General features: G+C 45.1%; 14 protein-coding genes. 8 read left to right on the top strand and 6 right to left on the bottom strand.

Annotated elements, in window-relative coordinates:
* Positions 1–162: 162 nt before the first annotated feature.
* Positions 163–1,134 (top strand): glycosyltransferase family 2 protein, encoded by a 972-nt coding sequence (locus OSC7112_RS18580; RefSeq protein WP_015177346.1) that lies wholly within the window; start codon positions 163–165, stop codon positions 1,132–1,134.
* 1 nt (position 1,135) lies between these two features.
* Here OSC7112_RS18580 and OSC7112_RS41110 read toward each other — a convergent pair whose 3' ends face one another.
* Entirely contained in the window at positions 1,136–1,348 is a 213-nt protein-coding gene (locus OSC7112_RS41110) for a hypothetical protein (RefSeq protein ID WP_223300923.1), read from the bottom strand.
* On the opposite strand from OSC7112_RS41110, the gene OSC7112_RS18575 reads away from it, so the two are divergent.
* The gene (locus OSC7112_RS18575) at positions 1,257–2,192 is read left to right on the top strand and encodes a glycosyltransferase family 2 protein (RefSeq protein ID WP_223300893.1); all 936 of its coding nucleotides are present in this window, start codon (positions 1,257–1,259) and stop codon (positions 2,190–2,192) included. The two genes, OSC7112_RS41110 and OSC7112_RS18575, sit on opposite strands and share 92 nt — an antisense overlap.
* Before the next feature lie 132 nt (positions 2,193–2,324).
* On the opposite strand, the gene OSC7112_RS39920 is transcribed toward OSC7112_RS18575, so the two are convergent.
* Together OSC7112_RS39920 and OSC7112_RS18570 are read right to left on the bottom strand one after the other, a co-directional pair.
* Positions 2,325–2,495 carry a hypothetical protein gene (locus OSC7112_RS39920; protein WP_015177344.1) on the bottom strand — a complete coding sequence of 57 codons (171 nt, stop codon included), beginning with the start codon at positions 2,493–2,495 and terminating at the stop codon, positions 2,325–2,327.
* A 40-nt stretch (positions 2,496–2,535) separates the two neighbouring features.
* Positions 2,536–3,333, bottom strand: a complete 798-nt coding sequence (locus OSC7112_RS18570; protein WP_015177343.1) for a cation diffusion facilitator family transporter — start codon at positions 3,331–3,333, stop codon at positions 2,536–2,538.
* Between the two features lie 55 nt (positions 3,334–3,388).
* Here OSC7112_RS18570 and hpsU point away from each other — a divergent pair, with 55 nt between their 5' ends.
* Positions 3,389–4,066, top strand: a complete 678-nt coding sequence (gene hpsU / locus OSC7112_RS18565; RefSeq protein ID WP_015177342.1) for a hormogonium polysaccharide biosynthesis acetyltransferase HpsU — start codon at positions 3,389–3,391, stop codon at positions 4,064–4,066.
* A 19-nt stretch (positions 4,067–4,085) separates the two neighbouring features.
* Here hpsU and OSC7112_RS18560 read toward each other — a convergent pair whose 3' ends face one another.
* Positions 4,086–5,414, bottom strand: coding sequence for a hybrid sensor histidine kinase/response regulator (locus tag OSC7112_RS18560; RefSeq protein ID WP_015177341.1), 1,329 nt, complete (start codon positions 5,412–5,414; stop codon positions 4,086–4,088).
* Between the two features lie 5 nt (positions 5,415–5,419).
* Positions 5,420–9,892 carry a PAS domain-containing hybrid sensor histidine kinase/response regulator gene (locus OSC7112_RS34615; protein ID WP_015177340.1) on the bottom strand — a complete coding sequence of 1,491 codons (4,473 nt, stop codon included), beginning with the start codon at positions 9,890–9,892 and terminating at the stop codon, positions 5,420–5,422.
* 1,079 nt (positions 9,893–10,971) lie between these two features.
* On the opposite strand from OSC7112_RS34615, the gene OSC7112_RS18550 reads away from it, so the two are divergent.
* Together OSC7112_RS18550 and OSC7112_RS18545 are read left to right on the top strand one after the other, a co-directional pair.
* The gene (locus tag OSC7112_RS18550; RefSeq protein WP_015177339.1) at positions 10,972–12,483 is read left to right on the top strand and encodes a mechanosensitive ion channel domain-containing protein; all 1,512 of its coding nucleotides are present in this window, start codon (positions 10,972–10,974) and stop codon (positions 12,481–12,483) included.
* A gap of 10 nt (positions 12,484–12,493) precedes the next feature.
* A complete protein-coding gene (locus tag OSC7112_RS18545; RefSeq protein WP_015177338.1) occupies positions 12,494–13,666 on the top strand; it encodes a FliH/SctL family protein in 1,173 nt (390 codons plus the stop codon).
* A gap of 83 nt (positions 13,667–13,749) precedes the next feature.
* On the opposite strand, the gene OSC7112_RS18540 is transcribed toward OSC7112_RS18545, so the two are convergent.
* Entirely contained in the window at positions 13,750–14,361 is a 612-nt protein-coding gene (locus OSC7112_RS18540; protein ID WP_015177337.1) for a TetR/AcrR family transcriptional regulator, read from the bottom strand.
* 112 nt (positions 14,362–14,473) lie between these two features.
* Here OSC7112_RS18540 and OSC7112_RS18535 point away from each other — a divergent pair, with 112 nt between their 5' ends.
* The 3 genes from OSC7112_RS18535 (at position 14,474) to OSC7112_RS18525 (ending at position 18,129) form a co-directional block, all read left to right on the top strand.
* On the top strand, positions 14,474–15,901 hold the full coding sequence (locus OSC7112_RS18535; protein WP_015177336.1) for an HlyD family efflux transporter periplasmic adaptor subunit: 1,428 nt from the start codon (positions 14,474–14,476) through the stop codon (positions 15,899–15,901).
* A 68-nt stretch (positions 15,902–15,969) separates the two neighbouring features.
* Positions 15,970–17,154, top strand: coding sequence for an ABC transporter permease DevC (gene devC / locus OSC7112_RS18530; RefSeq protein ID WP_015177335.1), 1,185 nt, complete (start codon positions 15,970–15,972; stop codon positions 17,152–17,154).
* A 258-nt stretch (positions 17,155–17,412) separates the two neighbouring features.
* On the top strand, positions 17,413–18,129 hold the full coding sequence (locus OSC7112_RS18525; RefSeq protein ID WP_015177334.1) for a DevA family ABC transporter ATP-binding protein: 717 nt from the start codon (positions 17,413–17,415) through the stop codon (positions 18,127–18,129).
* The last annotated feature ends 306 nt before the right edge of the window (positions 18,130–18,435 follow it).

The following is an 18,435-nucleotide window of genomic DNA, read 5'->3' as shown; positions in this document are numbered from 1 at the left end:
CAAAGGATTAAACATAATTCCCAATTGCCAATTCCCAATTACCAATTACCAATTATGATTTAAACGGCCAACTACCAAATGCTTTTTAAGCGATAATAGCATTGTTGAGACAATATCAGAGTAAGTCGATCGAGAACCCCCGTATTTCCCAAGCTGTTATTTATGCCAGACGATCCTCAGATATCAGCGATTATTTGCACCCACAATCGCGCCGCCTATTTAGGTGCAGCGATCGACAGCTTGCTGGTACAGGATTTTCCCGACAACTTTGAAGTAGTAGTAGTAGATAACGCTTCTAGCGATTATGCCAGCCCCGAAAGTTCGATTTCGCGCACCCGCGAGGTGGTAGAAGCAAGGCTGGGCGATCGGCGCCTCAAGTACGTCTGGGAACCCGAAATCGGTCTCTCAGTAGCCCGGAACACCGGCGCTAAGCAAGCTCGCAGCGAAATATTAGCTTATCTCGACGACGACGCTATTGCTGAGCCGAATTGGCTCAGGGTGCTGCACAGCGCTTATCAAAGCAATCAAAAACTCGCCGTAGCCGGCGGCAAAGTAAATTTGCTCTGGCCTTCTGGAGTCTGCCCGCCCGAATGGCTGTCACCGGGATTGGCCCAGAACTTGGGAGAATACGATTTAGGCAATACTTGTCTGTACGTGACTGCTGCCGGTTTGACTCCCAGGGGTGTAAACTACTCGATCCGGCGCGCTTTTCTCGAACAAATTGGCGGCTTCGATGTCAAACTCGGTAGAGTCGGCAAAAAGTTGCTCTCAAATGAAGAGTTGCGGGCCACAGAATTAGCTTTAGAGTTAGGTTGGCAAGTAGTTTATCTACCGGAGGCCCTGGTGCTTCACCATGTCGCGACAGAAAGGCTCAACAAAGCTTGGTTTCTAGATCGCGGGTGGTGGCAAGGCATCAGCGAGTGTTATCGCGAACAATTGTCCGATCGAGCCGGTATTGCTCAGCTTTGGCGAGGGGGTGAAAGAATATTGAGGGGTGTCTGGAAGTCTTTTAAATACATTAGAGATCCGGGGCTGCGTTTTGAAAATTTCGTTTTTGCCTGGGGTCAAATCGGTTATTTGAGCGCAGCCATCCGCGGCCTGATTTTTGTACCGAAATCGACCAGCAGGCATTAGGCTATAGGCAATATCCCTCGCTGCTCAAGTCGTCGGCGCGGCTGTGCCGATCGCATTTCATCCACCAAAACTCGACCGCATTCAGGTTCAAGCACTCGATTATGACATCTAGTTCATCCAAGATTCCGGTTTCAGTTCTCATTCCGGCAAAAGACGAAGAACTTAATCTACCTGCGTGTCTGGCCAGCATTGCCAGGGCGGATGAAGTTTTCATGGTTGATTCCCAAAGCAGCGATCGCACGGTAGAAATTGCCATCAGTACCGGCGCAAAAGTAGTGCAGTTTTACTTCGACAACCGCTGGCCGAAAAAGAAAAATTGGTCTTTGGACAATCTGCCCTTTCGCAACGAATGGGTATTAATTGTCGATTGCGACGAGCGCATTCCGCCGGAACTTTGGGACGAAATCGCGCAGGCGATCGAAGACCCCAATTTTGACGGCTACTACCTCAACCGCAAAGTCTTCTTTTTAGGTCAGTGGCTGCGTTACGGCGGCCGATATCCTGACTGGAATTTGCGTTTGTTCAAGCATCAAAAAGGACGTTACGAAAACCTCGGCACTGAATCCGTCCCCAATACTGGCGACAACGAAGTTCACGAACACGTCATTTTAGCCGGTCAAGTCGGCTACTTAAAAAATGACATGATCCACGAGGATTACCGAGATTTATTTCACTGGATAGAACGGCACAACCGCTATTCTAATTGGGAAGCTCGCGTTTATTACAATATTATTGAAGGGCGCGACGACAGCGGCACTATTGGCGCTCACTTATTTGGAGATGCAGTGCAGCGGAAACGCTTTCTCAAAAAAGTTTGGGTGCGGCTGCCTTTTAAACCCATGCTCAGATTTATTTTATTTTACTTCATTCAGCTCGGCTTTTTGGATGGAAAAGCTGGCTATATTTATGCAAGGTTATTGAGTCAATATGAGTATCAAATTAATGCAAAACTTTACGAGTTGCGTTGTTGTGGCGGTCAGTTGAATGTGGCAGAACCTGAGCCTACTCTATCGCCATCAGTAGTTATCAGTCAGGAGACAGAGGTGAAATTGCCCTAATAGTCCCTCTCAGTCCGCGCACCATCCGGACAAAAGTTTGTGCAGACAGCGTTTCAACCGCCGAGTCCCTCTTAGTCTGTTATATCGTTTCCGGTGGCATCGGCATCATAAAATCGAGTCAACAGTTAACACTCAAATATTCAGTCTGCTACCAAGGGCTAAAGGTAGATGATCGCGCAGGGTTTCTTGGAGGAAATCGCTTGGTGTTAATTCGGGAATTCCTGTGCAAATATGAGAGTGCTCGGAAATGGTTAAATTAAAGTCTTTAGTGACTCGATTTAAAGTCAAATCACTGTAGGACATTAGTTATCTATTTCTCGGGTTGAGGGCAGATGAATAGATGTTATTTGATGAGTTCTTCGAGGGATGGAAAAAGCAATTTTTCGGCGCTGACTTTTTCGCAATCGCAAGGCTGTTGATTGGCGGATATTGCTGATACTTTTCCCAGCAGCAACTGGATGCTTTCGATTAGCAGCGGTAGAGTTAATAAAATAATTGATGCTGATACCAGCAAGCTAATTAAGCCGTCCGCCCAATTCCAGTGCAGCCACGCTACGGCGATCGCAGCTAAAATTACTCCAACCGACGAAAAAATGTCGGCGACTGCGTGCAGAAAGGCGCTTTTGAGATTCAAGTCGCCGTGACAGCAGGAATGCAAGCAACAAGCATTAATCGAGTTGATGCTTAAACCGACTATGGCGGTAATTAACATCGGGAGCCCTTCTACTTCGGGGGTTGGGGACAGCAAACGGGCGATCGACTCTGCGGCAATCCAAAGGGCGATCGCTACTAAACTGATACTATTAATGAAAGCAGCAATGATTTCTCCTCGTTCAGGGATTGACGATTGTGCGATCGCACAATCTACGGATTTACTTTTGCGTTTGACTGAGGAGTACCAAGTCGCTGTCAAAGTTATTGCTAAAGCTGCTACATCTGAAAAAACGTGACCCGCATCTGCTAATAAGGACAAACTATGAGAATTAAGTGCGGCGATTAACTCTGCTACAAAAAAGCTGCTAAGCAGTACCAATGCTGTTTGTAAAAGTCGCACTTTGCCAATTCTGGGATTTATATTCTCGCCTTGTGCGATATCCTTGGCGTTTTCAGAGTCAAAATTGTCCGTAACTGGAAATGTCATGCAGCAGTCCTTAAAGTTAAACTCGATTTTAAATTAAACATTAAATTAACTATCAATGACCGATTATATACCAAATCCGCACCAAGATCCGGAAAACTCGAGCGCAAATTCCCCAAATTCTCAAATAAACGATCGTCCAATTAGCGACAACCGCGCAAATACTTTGACAGGGGAATCTTTAGTTGATTTGCGGCTGTACAACCAATCAAAGTTCGATCGAGGAAAGCCCGGTTGGCTAATTTTGCTTTGGTGGTTCGTGCAGGCGATCGCATTTCCTCTCACTCCACACCCTTTGAATAGCATCAGAAGCTGGCTGCTGCGGTTATTTGGAGCAAAAATAGGTCGGGGTGTACTCATTCGCCCCACGGCTCGTTTTACCTATCCTTGGAAAATTGCAATCGGAGACTACAGTTGGATCGGAGATGATGTTGTATTGTACAGTCTCGATCGAATTGCGATCGGCCAACACTGCGTCATTTCTCAAAAAAGCTACCTCTGCACCGGCACTCACGACTCCCAAGACCCAGCCTTTAGCTTAATAACAGCATCTATTATCATTCATAACGGCGTTTGGATTGCCGCCGACTGCTTCATTGGCCCTGGTGTCGAAATCGGTGCTAACGCTTTAATTGGAGCTCGCAGCAGCGTCTTTAAAAATATGCCTGCAGGCTTTATTTGCACAGGAACACCTTGTCGTCCCCGCTGTCAGCGAGAAATTAACAAAAGTTCGTAAGAGACATTGTACCGGGAAACTAAGCAACTTTACAAGCTTGCTGCCGAATAGGAATTTCAATGACGAATTCTATTCCCTTTCCTGAGACAGGCTGGCAGTATAATCGACCTCCATGTTTTTCAACGATAATTTGGTAACTGATAGATAACCCCAACCCAGTTCCTTTACCGATAGGTTTGGTAGTAAAAAAGGGATCGAATAGCTTCTGTTCAATGCTTTCGCAAACTCCCCGACCGTTGTCACTAATATAAATAGCCACCCAATTCTCGTCAATTACTTTTGTAGAAATTTCAATCCGGTTCGGATGTTGTTTGATTTCGGCAAACGAACGATCCTGATTCGATTCATCTAAAGCATCAATGGCATTGGAAAGAATATTCATGAACACTTGATTTAGTTGTCCGGCATGGCATTCTACTGGTGGAAGCTGACCGTAATTTTTTACTACTTTAATCTCAGGGTGCTCTGGTTTTGCTTTAAAACGATGATGCAGGATGGTGAGTGTACTATCAATTCCTTCATGAATATTTACTGCTTTCACGTCTGCCTCATCCAGGCGAGAAAAGATTCGCATAGACTTGACAATCTCCTGGATGCGCTGCGTTCCTAAGTTGATTGAGTTAAGAACTTTGATAAAATCTTCATCCACAAATTCTAGTTCTATTTCATCCATTGCTGCTTGAATTCGAGGGGTGGGATTTACATAATCTTCTTGATAGAGGTGTATAATTTTTAGTAAGTTATGAGCGTACTCTTGAGCATAACCCAGATTCCCAGAGATGAAATTTATCGGGTTATTTATTTCATGAGCAATCCCAGCCGCCATTTGCCCTAAGCCGGACATTTTCTCGCTTTGGATTAACTTAAGTTGCATTTGTTGTAAATCTTCATAGGCTTGGCTAACTTCTAAAACTTTTTGCTCCAATAATGTATTTTTTTCCTCTAATTTGTCAGCTAGAACATGAAGCTTTAAATGCAGCTTGACGCGAGCTAATACTTCCTCCTGTTGGAAGGGTTTCGTAATATAATCTACAGCCCCAAGCTTAAACCCCTCAACTTTATTAGCGGTATCCGAGAGAGCCGTCATAAATATAATGGGAATCTGTTTAGTTTCTGGATTAGCCTGTAATCGACGACAGGTTTCAAATCCATCAATCTCTGGCATCATGACATCTAACAAGATTAGATCGGGGAGAGCATATTTAACTCGCTCTAGTGCCATTTTTCCAGATTTGGCAACCCGAACTTCAAATCCTTCTTGGCTTAAGGCATCAGATAAGACACCCAAGTTAGCTGAATTGTCATCAACTATAAGAATCGTACCATTTGCTTGAATTTCAGAATTCATAAACCTTACTTGTAGGACTGAATAAATGTTAATATCTCTTCGTCTTGAAAGTCCTTTGCCATCTGATGCAAAATTTTAGCAAAGGGAATGTACTTTGGGTCTATTTCTTCAAGTAATGCCGCCTGCTTAACTATTTCTCGGAAATTTCCTTTCATAGCCAGCTCATATAGCATTTCCATTTCTGTAGCAGGCGGAGCAATTAGCTCGTTGGTGTCTGAGGATCTCGCCAGCGGGTCTTCATTAGCTTCATAAACCCATTCCAAATCAAGATACTGTTGTAATTTTTGCAGGAGTTCAGTTGCCTGAATAGGTTTGGGAATAAACGTATTGCCTCCTGCTTCTAAACTTCTGTATTGATCGGTTTCAAATACGCTGGCAGAAGAGACAATAATAATAGTCTCTTTGAAACTTTCTGATTCTCGAACCCGCTTAATTAGCTCGAAGCCATCTAGTTGGGGCATTAGTAAGTCGGTAACGATTAAATCTGGGTGTACCTCCAGAATTTTTTCCCAGCCTTCCTGCCCATCGTTCGCTTCAAACACCTCAAAGCCGATCGGACTGAGCAAATTGCTAATTACCGAACGGTTAGCCCATTTGTCATCAATAACCACAATCTTAGGTTGGCGGTCTTTGATGCCGATAATCTGCCCGCGATGGTCGATTTGAGACGTTTTCACCCATTCATCGGCTTGAGATAGATTGACATCAAACCAGAAAATACTGCCAACATTCATCTCACTTTGAACCTGAATTGTACTGCCCATTAGTTCTACAATCCTTTTGCTAATTGCCAGTCCCAATCCCGTACCTTCGGTCTGCCGCCTGCGATCTCCTACCTGCTCGAAGGGCTGAAAGATAGCTTGGAGTTGATCTTGTGCAATGCCGGTACCTGTATCGCGTATTTCAAAGCGAATTTTTCCTTCTGCTGCAAAACTTACTGTAAAAGTAACACTGCCCTCATCCGTAAATTTAATAGCGTTGCTTAAAAGATTAATTAACACTTGTCGCAAGCGTTTTTCATCCGCACGAATACCGATCGGGAGTTCGGGGCTTGATGGAAAATGAAAGTGAATTCCCTTAAGCTCAGCTCGGATGCGACACATTTCTGCGACACCTTGCAGGAACGCCGGGAAATGAAAATCCGTGGGCATTAGTTCGACTTTCTGTGCTTCAATCTTTGACAAATCGAGAATATCATTGATTAACGTCAGTAAATGCGAACCGCACTGATAAATGACATCAATGCGCGATCGCTCTTCTTCATTCAAGACTTTGGAACGCTGAAGAATCTGCGCGTATCCCATGATGCCATTAAGCGGAGTCCGCAATTCATGGCTCATGTTGGCAAGGAATTCACTTTTGGCCCGACTAGCTGCTTCTGCGGCTTCCCTGGCTTTTGCCTGTACGATTTCTGTTTGTTTGCGATCGTGAATATCGATGCAAGTGCCAACCCATTCGCGGAGACTACCATCTTCATTCAGAATTGGCACCGCTCTACCTTGAAAATAACGATAGTTTCCATCTGCTGCACGGATGCGATATTCTATGTCATACAGGTTTTTCGTTTGCACTGCTTCCATCCAGGCTTGAGCCGTTCGTTCGCTATCGTCCGGATGGATTGTATCTAACCAGCCAAAACCGAGCGCCTCAGCTTCGGTTTGTCCGGTGTAAGCTCTCAGACTCGGTATATCCGAGCATCGACCCTCTGAATCCGCCGTCCAGACAATTTGGGACGTAGCCAGGATGAGCGATCGATAGCGTTCTTCGCTTTGTTTGATAGCATCTTCGGCAAGTTTGCGATCGCTAATGTCATTATTAATTTCGAGTTGGGCACAAGGTTTGCCTTCCCCGTCGCGCTGTAATGTCCAGCGACTTGCCACAATAATATGCCCACCATCACGGGTGGTATGGTGCAGTTCTCCTTCCCAACTTCCCTGCTGGAAAAACTCTGCCATTATGGTTTCTAATGGTTGAGGGAAGACGGTTTCCAAGAATGTGTGAATGTACTCCCCGGCTACTTCTGCTTTTGTCCAACCATAGAGCTTTTCTGCACCTTGGTTCCAGTAGATGATGCGGTCATCCATATCCCGAATAATGATACCATCGCTGGCTAAGTCCAGTATTTCTAGGGTTTGACGGAGTGTTTGCTCGACTTTTTTGCGATCGCTAATATCTCGTGTTGTGGCGATGATGCCGAGGATATTGCCATTACCATCCCGCCAAGGAGCTTTTGTAGTGAAAAAAGTCGCGGTTTTTTCAACGTCTGAGACATCTTCCTCGTAAGTCTCAGTGATGCCTGCTGCCATGACTTGACGATCTTTTGCCATAATTTCACGAGCAGTGTCAGGCGACATTAATTCTAAATCATCTTTGCCGATGATTTCCTCAATTGGCTTGCCTAAAAAGTTTGCCACATTGGAGTTAAGGGCAACATAACGCCCTTCCGTATCTTTGACCACAATGATGTCTGGGGTACTTTCCAAAATTGAGTTTAGCAGCGCATTGCGATCGCGCAGTTGGGCTTCAGCTTGTTTGCGATCGTTAATGTTTCGCGCTATGGCGATCAGGCCGAGAATATTGCCCTGAGCGTCCCGCCAAGGGGCTTTTGTGGTTAAAAAAGAAGTGTTCTCTTTACCATTGAAAACATCTTCTTCGTAGCTTTCAGTAATGCCTGCTTCCATAATCTGGCGGTCTTTTGCCATTATTGCAATGGCCGCAGCAGGGGGAAGGAGTTCCGAATCATCTTTACCGATAATTTCCTCAATGGGTCTACCGTAAAAGGATTTTGCCACAAAGGAATTAAGGGCAACATATCGGCCTTCCCGGTCTTTAACTACAATTATGTCTGGCGTACTTTCCAAAATAGAGCTCAGCAAGACATTGCGATCGCGCAGCACAGCTTGCTGTTGGCGCAGAGCTTCTTCAGCTTGTTTGCGCTCGGTAATATCTGTATTAGCACCAATCCATTCGCGAATTGAACCATCCCCGTTCAGAATTGGTACACCGCGACAACTCATGTCGCGATATTCCCCGTCATGACGGCGCATACGGAATTCAACTTCATAGAGCGATCGATTAGCAACAGCAGTTAACCAGGCATTACCAATATAGGAGCGATCGTCTGAGTGAATCGTGTCTAGCCAGCCCCATCCGTTGTAATCATCAAAGGTCTGTCCTGTAAATGCACTCCAAGTAGGTTGCTCGATCGCCATTTCGCCGTCCGCATTGCAGATCCAAATAATTTGAGCGCTGGCTTCCATCAAAGAACGAAATCGTTCTTCACTTTGTTTGAGGACATCTTCTGCGTTTTTGCGATCGCGAATATCTCGCGTAATAGTGGCAATGCCTACGGGTTCATTAGTCTCTGGATGTTTAATCAGAAATAGGGTGTAATCTACCAGGATGGGTTGACCTGTCTGGAAATGTCTGAAGCGAAAATCACTCCGCCAACTTCCGTCTTGCATTATTGCAGGCATAATAGACTGCTGTACAAAGTCCAGATCTTCTGCCATGAAGAAGTCGGTAATGTGTTTGGTTTTGGCTTCCTCCAAACTACTGAGCCCCACCAAATCCAGACCAGCCTGATTCACGAGTATAGGGCGACCATCCATTGAGGCAACGCCAATAAAGTCACGGCTGTTCTCGATCGTTGTAGCGAGCAATTGCCGTTCTTCCTCTGCTTTTTTGCGATCGCGAATATCTCGCACAATAGTAGAAATAAACTCGACTTCGCCCGCTGCGGTTTTGTGGACGATCAAAACCTGGGAGACAGGAATTTCTTCCCCATCGCGTGACAAAAATAGGGTTTCACCAGCCCACCTACCCTCTCGCAAGGCGGTGGGAATTATATCGTTGTGGAACTTTGCCCTTGCCGAGGGAGCTAATACAGAATCTATAGTAAACGGCGATCGTGCTTCTTCTGGAGACATCCCCAGCATTTCCTGTCCGGCTTTGTTGAGATAGACGCTATGCCCAGCCGCATCACAAACTCCTACTAAGTCGGAAGTTGCTTCCAAAATTGCCGTCATTCGTGCCTGCTTTTGTTCTGCCCGCTTGCGATCGGTAATTTCAATTACAATCCCACCAAGACCAAAAACGATGCCATTTTCATCCAACAAAGGATAGTAAGATGCTTGCCAGTAGCGCAGGATGCCCGGTTCTTTCGGCGTTTCACCCACTAATTCATAGTCGAGAATTGGCTTGCCTGTATCCAGAATGCCTTGCAGCATTGGTTCCACAGTCGGAGCCAATTCAGGCAGCACTTCACGCACTGACCTACCAATATGGTCTGCCACACAAACGCCATTCATCTGGGCCAGAACTTCGTTAATTTGGACATACCGGAGTTGGCGGTCAAAAATCAGCATTCCGGCGTTGGCACCTGCAAAAAAAGCGTCGAAGTGAGCCTGTCTCAATACCTGTGCTGTTGTGCTCTCTTGCTGTGGCGGTTGGGTTTTCTTTGGTGGGAATTTGCTCATGTTGGCTCGTGCATTTCAGCTTTTATTCTAGAACTTCTTTCCAATGGGGCGAGTACAAGGTTTTCCTTTTTTCCTATTTGGGTACTGAAGAAAAGGTTCAGTAGCGCGAGTATTAGGCTTTCAATCTGCGATCTATAGTATCCCTTGCGATACTATTTCCCTTAATTATTCGGATGTATCGCCAAGTATTTCTATTTCTCATCAATTCTATTGCTAATCAATCCTATCGGTAGAACATTGGTGACAACTTAACCTAGGGAAGCATTTGTCAATCAGCAATTATGCTCAGCATTTACTCGGGTTTTGGGTGGAGAACTTAGATTTGGGCGATCGAGCAATCATGGCGATAGCATATTTATGCCTGCCCGCCCCAAAATCGCCAATTTTCCACTCCTAAACAAGCAGTATTTTAAGTAAAATTACGGATTGACAAATGCGATTAAATTATAATTTTTCCCCATGTCAGTAGAATGCCAAGCTGTCTTGGAACGTTATCAATTTTAGCTAGAACCGTTAAATTTTCACTTAAATATACACAAGACGGACGCAACTGGCAGAGTAATAGCAATATCTCTCCCACCAGTTAAATTCATTGTAATACTTGGATATTTGACTTGTCCACTTAAATAGTCATTGAATAATCCCTGCTTAAGTTGATAACGGGACTTCAAAAAAAATAGTGGAGAGTATGATAAAATCGAATCGAGTTAATGTTGACTAAAGTTAGTAGAGCGATCGCTTTAATAATAGATGAGTCGGCTCTAGGAGCGCGAAAAAGTGGCACACTAACCGCAGCCCTCCGAAGACCAGGTATCCGAAAAATTGGCAAGAGGGATAACTGCGTAGTATGAAAAACCACATATAGCCTTTCTCGGAAAAATGAGGTACTATCGGGCTGGAGTGGGAATAGGCCTGGAGTGGGAATAGGACATACCTCACCACACTTAAGAACCGCTGTATCTATGTAACGACTTCACTTTTTTCAGCCTGAAAACAGGTTAAAATTTATGATAACGAGTTCAGTATTTTATTTTTACATTGGGTACTGAGGACTTTATTTTTTACTACTCCCTTAAAAAATGACCGCACAAAAAACATTATCACCTGAATTTCAATTGAATACAATACCAGAAGAAGTATGGACACAGCTATCGCAAATATTGACAGCTACCCTATTTAAAATAGGTGAAAATCCTGTATCCCTGCAGTCACTGGGGGAACTGATTGTATTGTTGATGGCTATCCTTGTCATAGCACGCTTTTTTACAAACTTTCTTAAAGAAAGCTTGCTTGTTCGCATGGGAATTGACGAGGGAAACCGGGAAGCAATCGCAGTAATTATTGGGTATTTAATAGTAGCTTTGGGAGTAATATTCGCCATCCAAAGCATCGGCTTCAACCTCGCTTCTTTTGCAGTAGTTGTGGGGGGATTGGGAGTCGGAATTGGCTTCGGAATACAGGATTTAACAACTAATTTTGTCAGCGGCTTAACACTGCTTTTAGACAGACCTGTGAAAGTCGGAGACTTTGTGGAATTAGAAGGATTGATGGGAATTGTCAAAAAAATCTCGATTCGATCGACTATTATTCAAACCAATGACGACTCCAGCGTCATAGTTCCCAACAGCAAAATGATTAGCAACAAAATTGTTAACTGGAGTTACGAAAACTCGCTACTCTGTCTGCGAGTTCCCGTAGAAGTAGCCGAGAATAGTAACCCGCTGTTAGTGACAGAAACTCTGTTAAATATTGCTTACGCGGAAGCCGGAGTTTTGTACGAACCGCATCCGAAAGTATTGTTTGTCGAGTTTGGCGATGATAGTTTTAAATTTGAACTTTTAGTGTGGACGGACAGGCCGACTGAAAGAGAAGTAATTAAAAGTTCTTTGAATTTTGCAATTGAATACAATTTCCGCCAGCATAAAATTGATTTTCCGTTCAATGACAGAGAAATTTATTTGCAAAACCCCGAAGTTCTGTTGTCAATGTTCAACAAAAAAGAAACTGCAATTGACCTCCCGAACAGTTACTCGGAAAATGAGCAAAAACCGCCATTTTTTGCAGAGAAACTGAAAAAGCCATCGTCCCTTAGCTGTTTGCTGCGAGAGGTGGAATACTTTGAAAATCTGACCGATCTTGAATTGCGGCAATTGATTGAAGTTGGATACCGCAAACGGCTGCGATCGCAAGAATATTTGTTTCATGAAAACGACCCCGGAGATGCTTTTTACATGATTCTTTCAGGTTCAGTAGAAGTTTTTGTAGAAGCTATTGACAAACATCTGAATTACCTCGGTACAGGTCAGTTTTTCGGGGAACTTTCTTTGATGTTGGGCATCCCCAGAACTGCTTCGGTGAGAGCTTTAGAAGAAACAATTTTGTTTGCCATAAACAAAGAAGGTTTCCAGAAAGTTTTAACTGAACGACCTGATTTATCTGAACAGATTATTAAAGAAATTGTCAAACACAAAGAAGAACTCCGCGAGAGACAGCAATTATTGCGAGAAATGGAATTGGTAGATGCAGCAGAAGAGGATGAAACTCCAGTAGAATGGGTGAGAAAACGGCTAAAAGATCTATTTACTATTTGAAATAATTTCTATGACGCGATTTATTCACGATCTCTTTGCCAAAGAATTTCTGGAAGAGTTGCTGTCCCCGATCGGAACGGTTAATATCGGTCGCGATGTCACTTCCGAAGTCCGAGAAATCGATGTTTACTTCACTCCCAGCAACGCAATTCCCGAATACTCAGAAACCCTGGGATTGTTGGGAAAAATGGCAAGCACAACTGCAATTTTTGAACCGTTTCGCAATCCGGCAAACGTCAGCGAAATTTGTAGCTGTCTGGGCAAGTTATTGGACGTGCGAGGTGAGTTGGAGCGAAAATTTAGGAGAGAAAATACTCGCTATGATGACGCTCAATTACCGAGAATGTGGATTTTGACACCCACAGCATCCAAAGCATTGGTAGATAGTTTTAATGCGACACCAGACACAGAAAATTGGATGCTGGGAATCTATTTTTTGGGGGAATCTTTGCGGACTGCAATTGTGGCGATTCACCAGTTGCCAGAAACTCCAGAAACCCTGTGGTTGAGGATTTTGGGCAAAGGGGGAGTGCAGCAAAGGGCTATTTCCCAATTAAGCACTTTAGCACCAGACGATCCGTTGCGGATTATCGCGCTAGAATTGCTGTATCGGTTACAATCAAATTTAGTAACCGATGCGCCACAAGAATTAGAGCCAGAAGAGCGGGAGTTAATTATGGCCATTGCACCACTTTTTCAACAACAAATACAAGCAGCACAGCAACAAGCTAGAGAAGAAGGGCTAGAACAGGGACTCGAACGAGGACTAGAACAAGGGCTAGAACAAGGACTAGAACGAGGGCTAGAACAGGGGCTAGAACGAGGCCGACAAGAACAACAGCGCTTAATCTTAGAAAATTTTCTGCGATTTAGATTTGGAGAATTAAGTCCAAAAATGACGGTTTTTCTATCTCCAATATCCAACTTGGCGGCGGCGGAGTTTACAGTGCTGTTGCTGGCAATCTCGATGCTGACCGTCGATGAATCGGGGCGGGAATCAGCGGTTAAATTGTTAGCTGAAAGTGCGTTGCAAATACGATCGCCTGAATTGGGCAATATTCTGCCTGCAGCAGTTACTAATTTATTGGCATTGCCTGTGGCAGCATTGACATTGTTGGTAGAACAACTGCCGCAGTTATCGGCTGAGGAATTGAGGGAAAGGTTAGGGAAAACACCTGAATAGAACCTGCGCGCCATCAAGGGATATCGCTCTTTATGGCATTTAAATGATTCTCGAATAAAATTCCTAGATTCTGTCGATCGCACTTAGGAATTAGACTGCGGGCCTAAAACCAAGTGCAGGAGACCGTCGATCAGTCGATCGCGCTCCATTGGGATAATCTCTTTACCGTGCATCATATGCTGCATTAACTGAAAATATACCAAAGCTCCGATAAAAATTCGCGCCGTTGCCTCCGGATCGGGCAATTTTAACTCTGGATGCGATGCCAAATATTCTGCTAGCCGATCGATCCCCGGTTTAGCTAAGTTTTTCACAAAAGTCTGCGCTAGCTGGGGAAAACGCCCCGACTCCGCAATCACTAACCTTACGAAATTGAGAAATTCTGGTTCGTGGGTCGCCTGATCCAATATATTTGTGGCAAGGAATCGCAGCGCTACGGCCGGTTCTTCATCCAGAACTGTAAAATGGACTTTTTCTCGCGCCAGCCGCTGCACCAAGGCCGCGAATAATCCTTCTTTATCTTGAAAATAGCTGTAAACCGTGGCTTTGGAAACTCCCCCCGTCTTCGCTACCTTGTCCATACTCGTCCCCGCGTAGCCGTGGGTTAAAAATTCTTGCATCGCACCTTGCAGGATTTGCTCGGTTTTGTCACTTGCTGCGGCGCTGTCTGGTTCGCTGGGTTTTGTCCTGGCCATCGCTTGTTTTTGTAATTCTTGCTTCGGGTCTTGACATCATTATACTGAACGGTTTAGTATTTAAATAGAACTAAACCGTTTAGTTTTGTAAACCTAAATGATGAGGTGTGTCATGGTACACCGGGCAACAGCGGACGGCTTATCCTCAACTCCATCCCTAGTTAAACAACTCCTAGTTGTGGCAGCAGTAGCAACCGTGGCGGCAGGGGGAACTACAGGCTACACGATCTGGCGATCGCGCATACCCGATCCCAACGCAGTAGCAGCAGCAGCCGCCGTCGCAGCATCCCAATTAACCCGAGTTACAGCCTTGGGGCGACTCGAACCCAGAGGAGAAGTAATTAAAGTCTCCGCCTCCGGTGCGGCGGAAGGAAACCGGATCGATCGACTCTTAGTAAAAGAGGGAGACAGGGTGAAAACAGGTCAGACGATCGCAATTTTGGACAGTCGCGATCGCCTGCAAGCCGCCTTCGACCAAGCCCAAGAACAAGTGCGCGTCGCCGAGGCAAACCTAGCAAAAGTCAAAGCAGGAGCTAAAAACGGCGAAATTCAAGCCCAAAAAGCGACTATTAGCCGTTTATCAGCCGATCGCATCAACGAGATCGCAGCGCAACAGGCGATCGTCAGCCGCCTAGAAGTCGATCGCAGCACCGAAATCGCAGCGCAACAAGCCACAATTGCTCGCATCAGGGCCGAACAGCAAGGGGAAATTCAAACTCAAGAAGCCGCAATTGCCCGCCTGCAAGCCGAACTCCGCAACGCCCAAAGCGAGGATCGGCGGTACTCGCAACTGTATCTAGAGGGAGCAATCTCTGCTTCCACCAGCGACAGCAAAAAACTAGCCGCCGAAACAACTAAACAGCAACTCAACGAAGGAAAGGCAAAACTGAATCAAATTCAGCAATCGGGCCAACAGCAAATTAACGAAGCCCAAGCCAAACTCAACCAAATTCAGCAATCGGGCCAACAGCAAATTAACGAAGCCCAAGCCAAACTCAGCCAAATTCAGCAATCTCGACAACAGCAGATTAACGAAGCTGCAGCAAATCTCGATCGCATCGCCGAAGTGCGGCCCGTTGACATAGCAGCAGCCGCCGCCGAAGTCAGTTCCGCCGCTTCAGCCGCCAAACAAGCCAAAGCCAATCTGGATCTAGCTTACATCCGTGCTCCCAGAGACGCCCAAGTCCTGAAAATTCACACGCATCCGGGAGAAAAAGTGGGAAACGACGGCATTGTCGAACTCGGACAAACTCGCGAGATGCTGGCTGTGGCGGAAATCTACGAAAGCGACGTGGACAAAGTACGCCTCGGACAAACCGCCAAAATTACTAGCGATGCTTTGATCGGCGAATTGCGGGGAACTGTCGAACATATTGGTTTGCAAGTGCAGCGCCAAAACATTGTTAACACCGATCCTTCTGCGAATATTGATGGTCGAATTGTGGAAGTAAAAGTGCGTTTGGATGCAGCTTCCAGCCAGAAAGTAGCGGGATTAACCAATTTGCAAGTCAAAGTGGCGATCGGCGAACTTAAAGATTAAGTAAGAAGACTTAAACCGCAGGGTCGCTTTCTTCAATCTAAAATCCCAAATTTAAAATCTAAAATCATATGATTGGACTCATCCAACCCTTACAACAATTAAGACGCAGAACTCCCCTCGGATGGCTGCAACTGAGTCACGACAAAGGGCGAATGGTCGTTGCAGTAGCAGGAATTGCCTTTGCTGACGTTTTGATGTTCATGCAGTTAGGCTTTCAAAATGCGCTTTACACCAGCAATACGCGGCTGCATCAAGCCTTGCAAACAGACTTAGTTTTGATTCACCCGCAAGCGCGAAATTTGATTAATTTGTCTTCCTTCCCCAGGCGCAGATTGTATCAAGCAATGAACGTACCTGGCGTGAAATCAGCCGAGCCGCTTTACGTGAAAATTGCTAACTGGAAAAATCCCGAAACTCGGCGCGAAACGTCGCTGATGGTGGTGGGTTTCAATCCCAGCCACCCGGCGTTTGCGCTGCCAGAAGTCAACCAAAATTTGATCGCGATTAAATTGCCGGATACCGTGTTGTTCGATCGAGCTTCTAGGGGAGACTACCAAAAAACGATCGCACAAATAGCTGAAGGCAAAGCCGTTAAAGCTGAGGTAGAGCGGCGCACGATTAACGTCAGCGGTTTATTCACAGTTGGAGCATCTTTTGCTGCCGACGGTATTTTGATGACTAGCGATCAAAATTACCTGCGCCTGTTTGCGAGACAAAACGCCGCGAGTGTTAATGCCGGGTTAATTCAACTGCAACCCGGTGCTGACCCCGTGGAAGTTCAACAAGTTTTGAAAGCATACTTACCAGATGATGTCAAGGTACTAACCAAACAAGAATTTATCGATTTTGAGAAAAACTATTGGGCTAAGAATACTGCGATCGGCTTTGTGTTTAATTTAGGCGTCGCGATGGGTTTTGTAGTTGGTGTCATTATTGTTTATCAAGTTCTCTCAACCGATGTCAGCGACCACATGGGAGAATACGCTACTTTCAAAGCGATGGGCTACCGCAATGTTTATTTACTGGGCATCGTTTTTGAAGAAGCTCTAATTCTTTCCGTCCTCGGTTTTTTGCCGGGAGTAGGAGTCTCTTTCGGACTCTACTCTTTAACTCGCAATGCTACAAATTTACCTCTTTATATGACGCTGCTTAGAGCAGTTATAGTATTACTTTTGAACGTGATTATGTGTACTATCTCGGGAGCAATTGCCACTCGCAAACTGCAAGCAGCCGATCCAGCAGAGATGTTTTAATGGAAAATTTAAAAGAGAGTCGGAAGGACACTAAATCTGGATTATAAACCCCTCAGACTACGTGGCTGGAACCTTTCTTTCCTACACAAACGAAGTCCGCCGCAGCGGACTAAAGAATAAAGGGAGTATTAAAGCCAGATTTTGTATAAACTCCTGACTCCACACATATTTTTTGTAATCATTCTCTTGTTTTTCTCTCTACATTTTCGGCGAAGAAAGCGGTTTATTCTTAAATCTCAAATCTCAAACCAATAAGTTATGAATTCTACTACTCTCTACCCGACAACCAACGCCTTACAGATTCCTGCACCTATAATTTCCGCGCACCAACTCGACCACTACTTCGGTCAAGGTCAACTGCGAAAACAGGTACTTTTTGGCATTAATCTCGACATTAATGCAGGTGAAATCGTGCTGATGACTGGGCCTTCCGGTTCGGGAAAAACCACACTTTTAACTTTGATTGGCGGGCTGAGATCCGGTCAATCGGGAAGTCTCAAAATTCTCGGTCAAGAAATGTGCAAAGCCAGCGCAGACCAATTGGTAAAGGCGCGGCGCAAAATTGGCTATATTTTTCAGGCGCACAACTTGCACCGCAGTTTGACGGCGCTACAAAACGTGCAGATGGGTTTGGAAGTTCACGGGAATTTGTCGCGTTCCCAAATGCGCGATCGCTCTGCAAAAATGCTAGAGTTAGTAGGACTGGAACAGCGGATTAACTATTATCCAGATGACTTGTCGGGAGGACAGAAACAAAGAGTGGCGATCGCCCGCGCTTTGGTCAGTCAACCGCAAATTGTTTTAGCTGACGAACCCACAGCCGCCCTCGACAGCAAATCCGGTCGCGAAGTGGTGAATTTGATGCAGCAACTGGCTAAAGAGCAGGGCTGTACTATTCTGTTAGTAACCCACGATAACCGAATTTTGGATATTGCCGATCGCATCCTTCACATGGAAGATGGAAAATTAGCCTAATTTTAAAATTTCCGAAGAATAGACATCATATCATTTCCGGTTACACCGGAATGATGTTGACGGTTGACTGTTGACAGTGAACAGTGAACAGTCAACAGTTAACAGTCAACAGTGAACTCGAATTTACTATTCCGATACTAACGGATTTGATATCACCCATAACTCCCTCATTTTCAATTTTGGATGTCAAACCCTAAATCCGAAAATTTGCCGATATTTGAAGATTCGCACTCACTCCTGTAATAACACCTAACAACTACCCTGTCAAGATGTTTTTGATAATTTTTTCCTGATTATTTTGAGTGA

Source organism: Oscillatoria nigro-viridis PCC 7112, from assembly GCF_000317475.1.
GTDB classification, from domain to species: domain Bacteria; phylum Cyanobacteriota; class Cyanobacteriia; order Cyanobacteriales; family Microcoleaceae; genus Microcoleus; species Microcoleus nigroviridis.
This window is presented reverse-complemented; position numbering and strand designations above follow the sequence as displayed.

Excerpts from the sequence above, each read along its gene's own strand:
- OSC7112_RS18580 (WP_015177346.1), top strand. The coding sequence starts at position 163 with ATGCCAGACGATCCTCAGATATCAGCGATTATTTGCACCCACAATCGC.
- OSC7112_RS41110 (WP_223300923.1), bottom strand. The coding sequence starts at position 1,348 with ATGAAAACTTCATCCGCCCTGGCAATGCTGGCCAGACACGCAGGTAGA.
- OSC7112_RS39920 (WP_015177344.1), bottom strand. The coding sequence starts at position 2,495 with ATGTCCTACAGTGATTTGACTTTAAATCGAGTCACTAAAGACTTTAAT.
- OSC7112_RS18570 (WP_015177343.1), bottom strand. The coding sequence starts at position 3,333 with ATGACATTTCCAGTTACGGACAATTTTGACTCTGAAAACGCCAAGGAT.
- hpsU (WP_015177342.1), top strand. The coding sequence starts at position 3,389 with ATGACCGATTATATACCAAATCCGCACCAAGATCCGGAAAACTCGAGC.
- OSC7112_RS18560 (WP_015177341.1), bottom strand. The coding sequence starts at position 5,414 with ATGAATTCTGAAATTCAAGCAAATGGTACGATTCTTATAGTTGATGAC.
- OSC7112_RS34615 (WP_015177340.1), bottom strand. The coding sequence starts at position 9,892 with ATGAGCAAATTCCCACCAAAGAAAACCCAACCGCCACAGCAAGAGAGC.
- OSC7112_RS18550 (WP_015177339.1), top strand. The coding sequence starts at position 10,972 with ATGACCGCACAAAAAACATTATCACCTGAATTTCAATTGAATACAATA.
- OSC7112_RS18545 (WP_015177338.1), top strand. The coding sequence starts at position 12,494 with ATGACGCGATTTATTCACGATCTCTTTGCCAAAGAATTTCTGGAAGAG.
- OSC7112_RS18540 (WP_015177337.1), bottom strand. The coding sequence starts at position 14,361 with ATGGCCAGGACAAAACCCAGCGAACCAGACAGCGCCGCAGCAAGTGAC.
- OSC7112_RS18535 (WP_015177336.1), top strand. The coding sequence starts at position 14,474 with ATGGTACACCGGGCAACAGCGGACGGCTTATCCTCAACTCCATCCCTA.
- devC (WP_015177335.1), top strand. The coding sequence starts at position 15,970 with ATGATTGGACTCATCCAACCCTTACAACAATTAAGACGCAGAACTCCC.
- OSC7112_RS18525 (WP_015177334.1), top strand. The coding sequence starts at position 17,413 with ATGAATTCTACTACTCTCTACCCGACAACCAACGCCTTACAGATTCCT.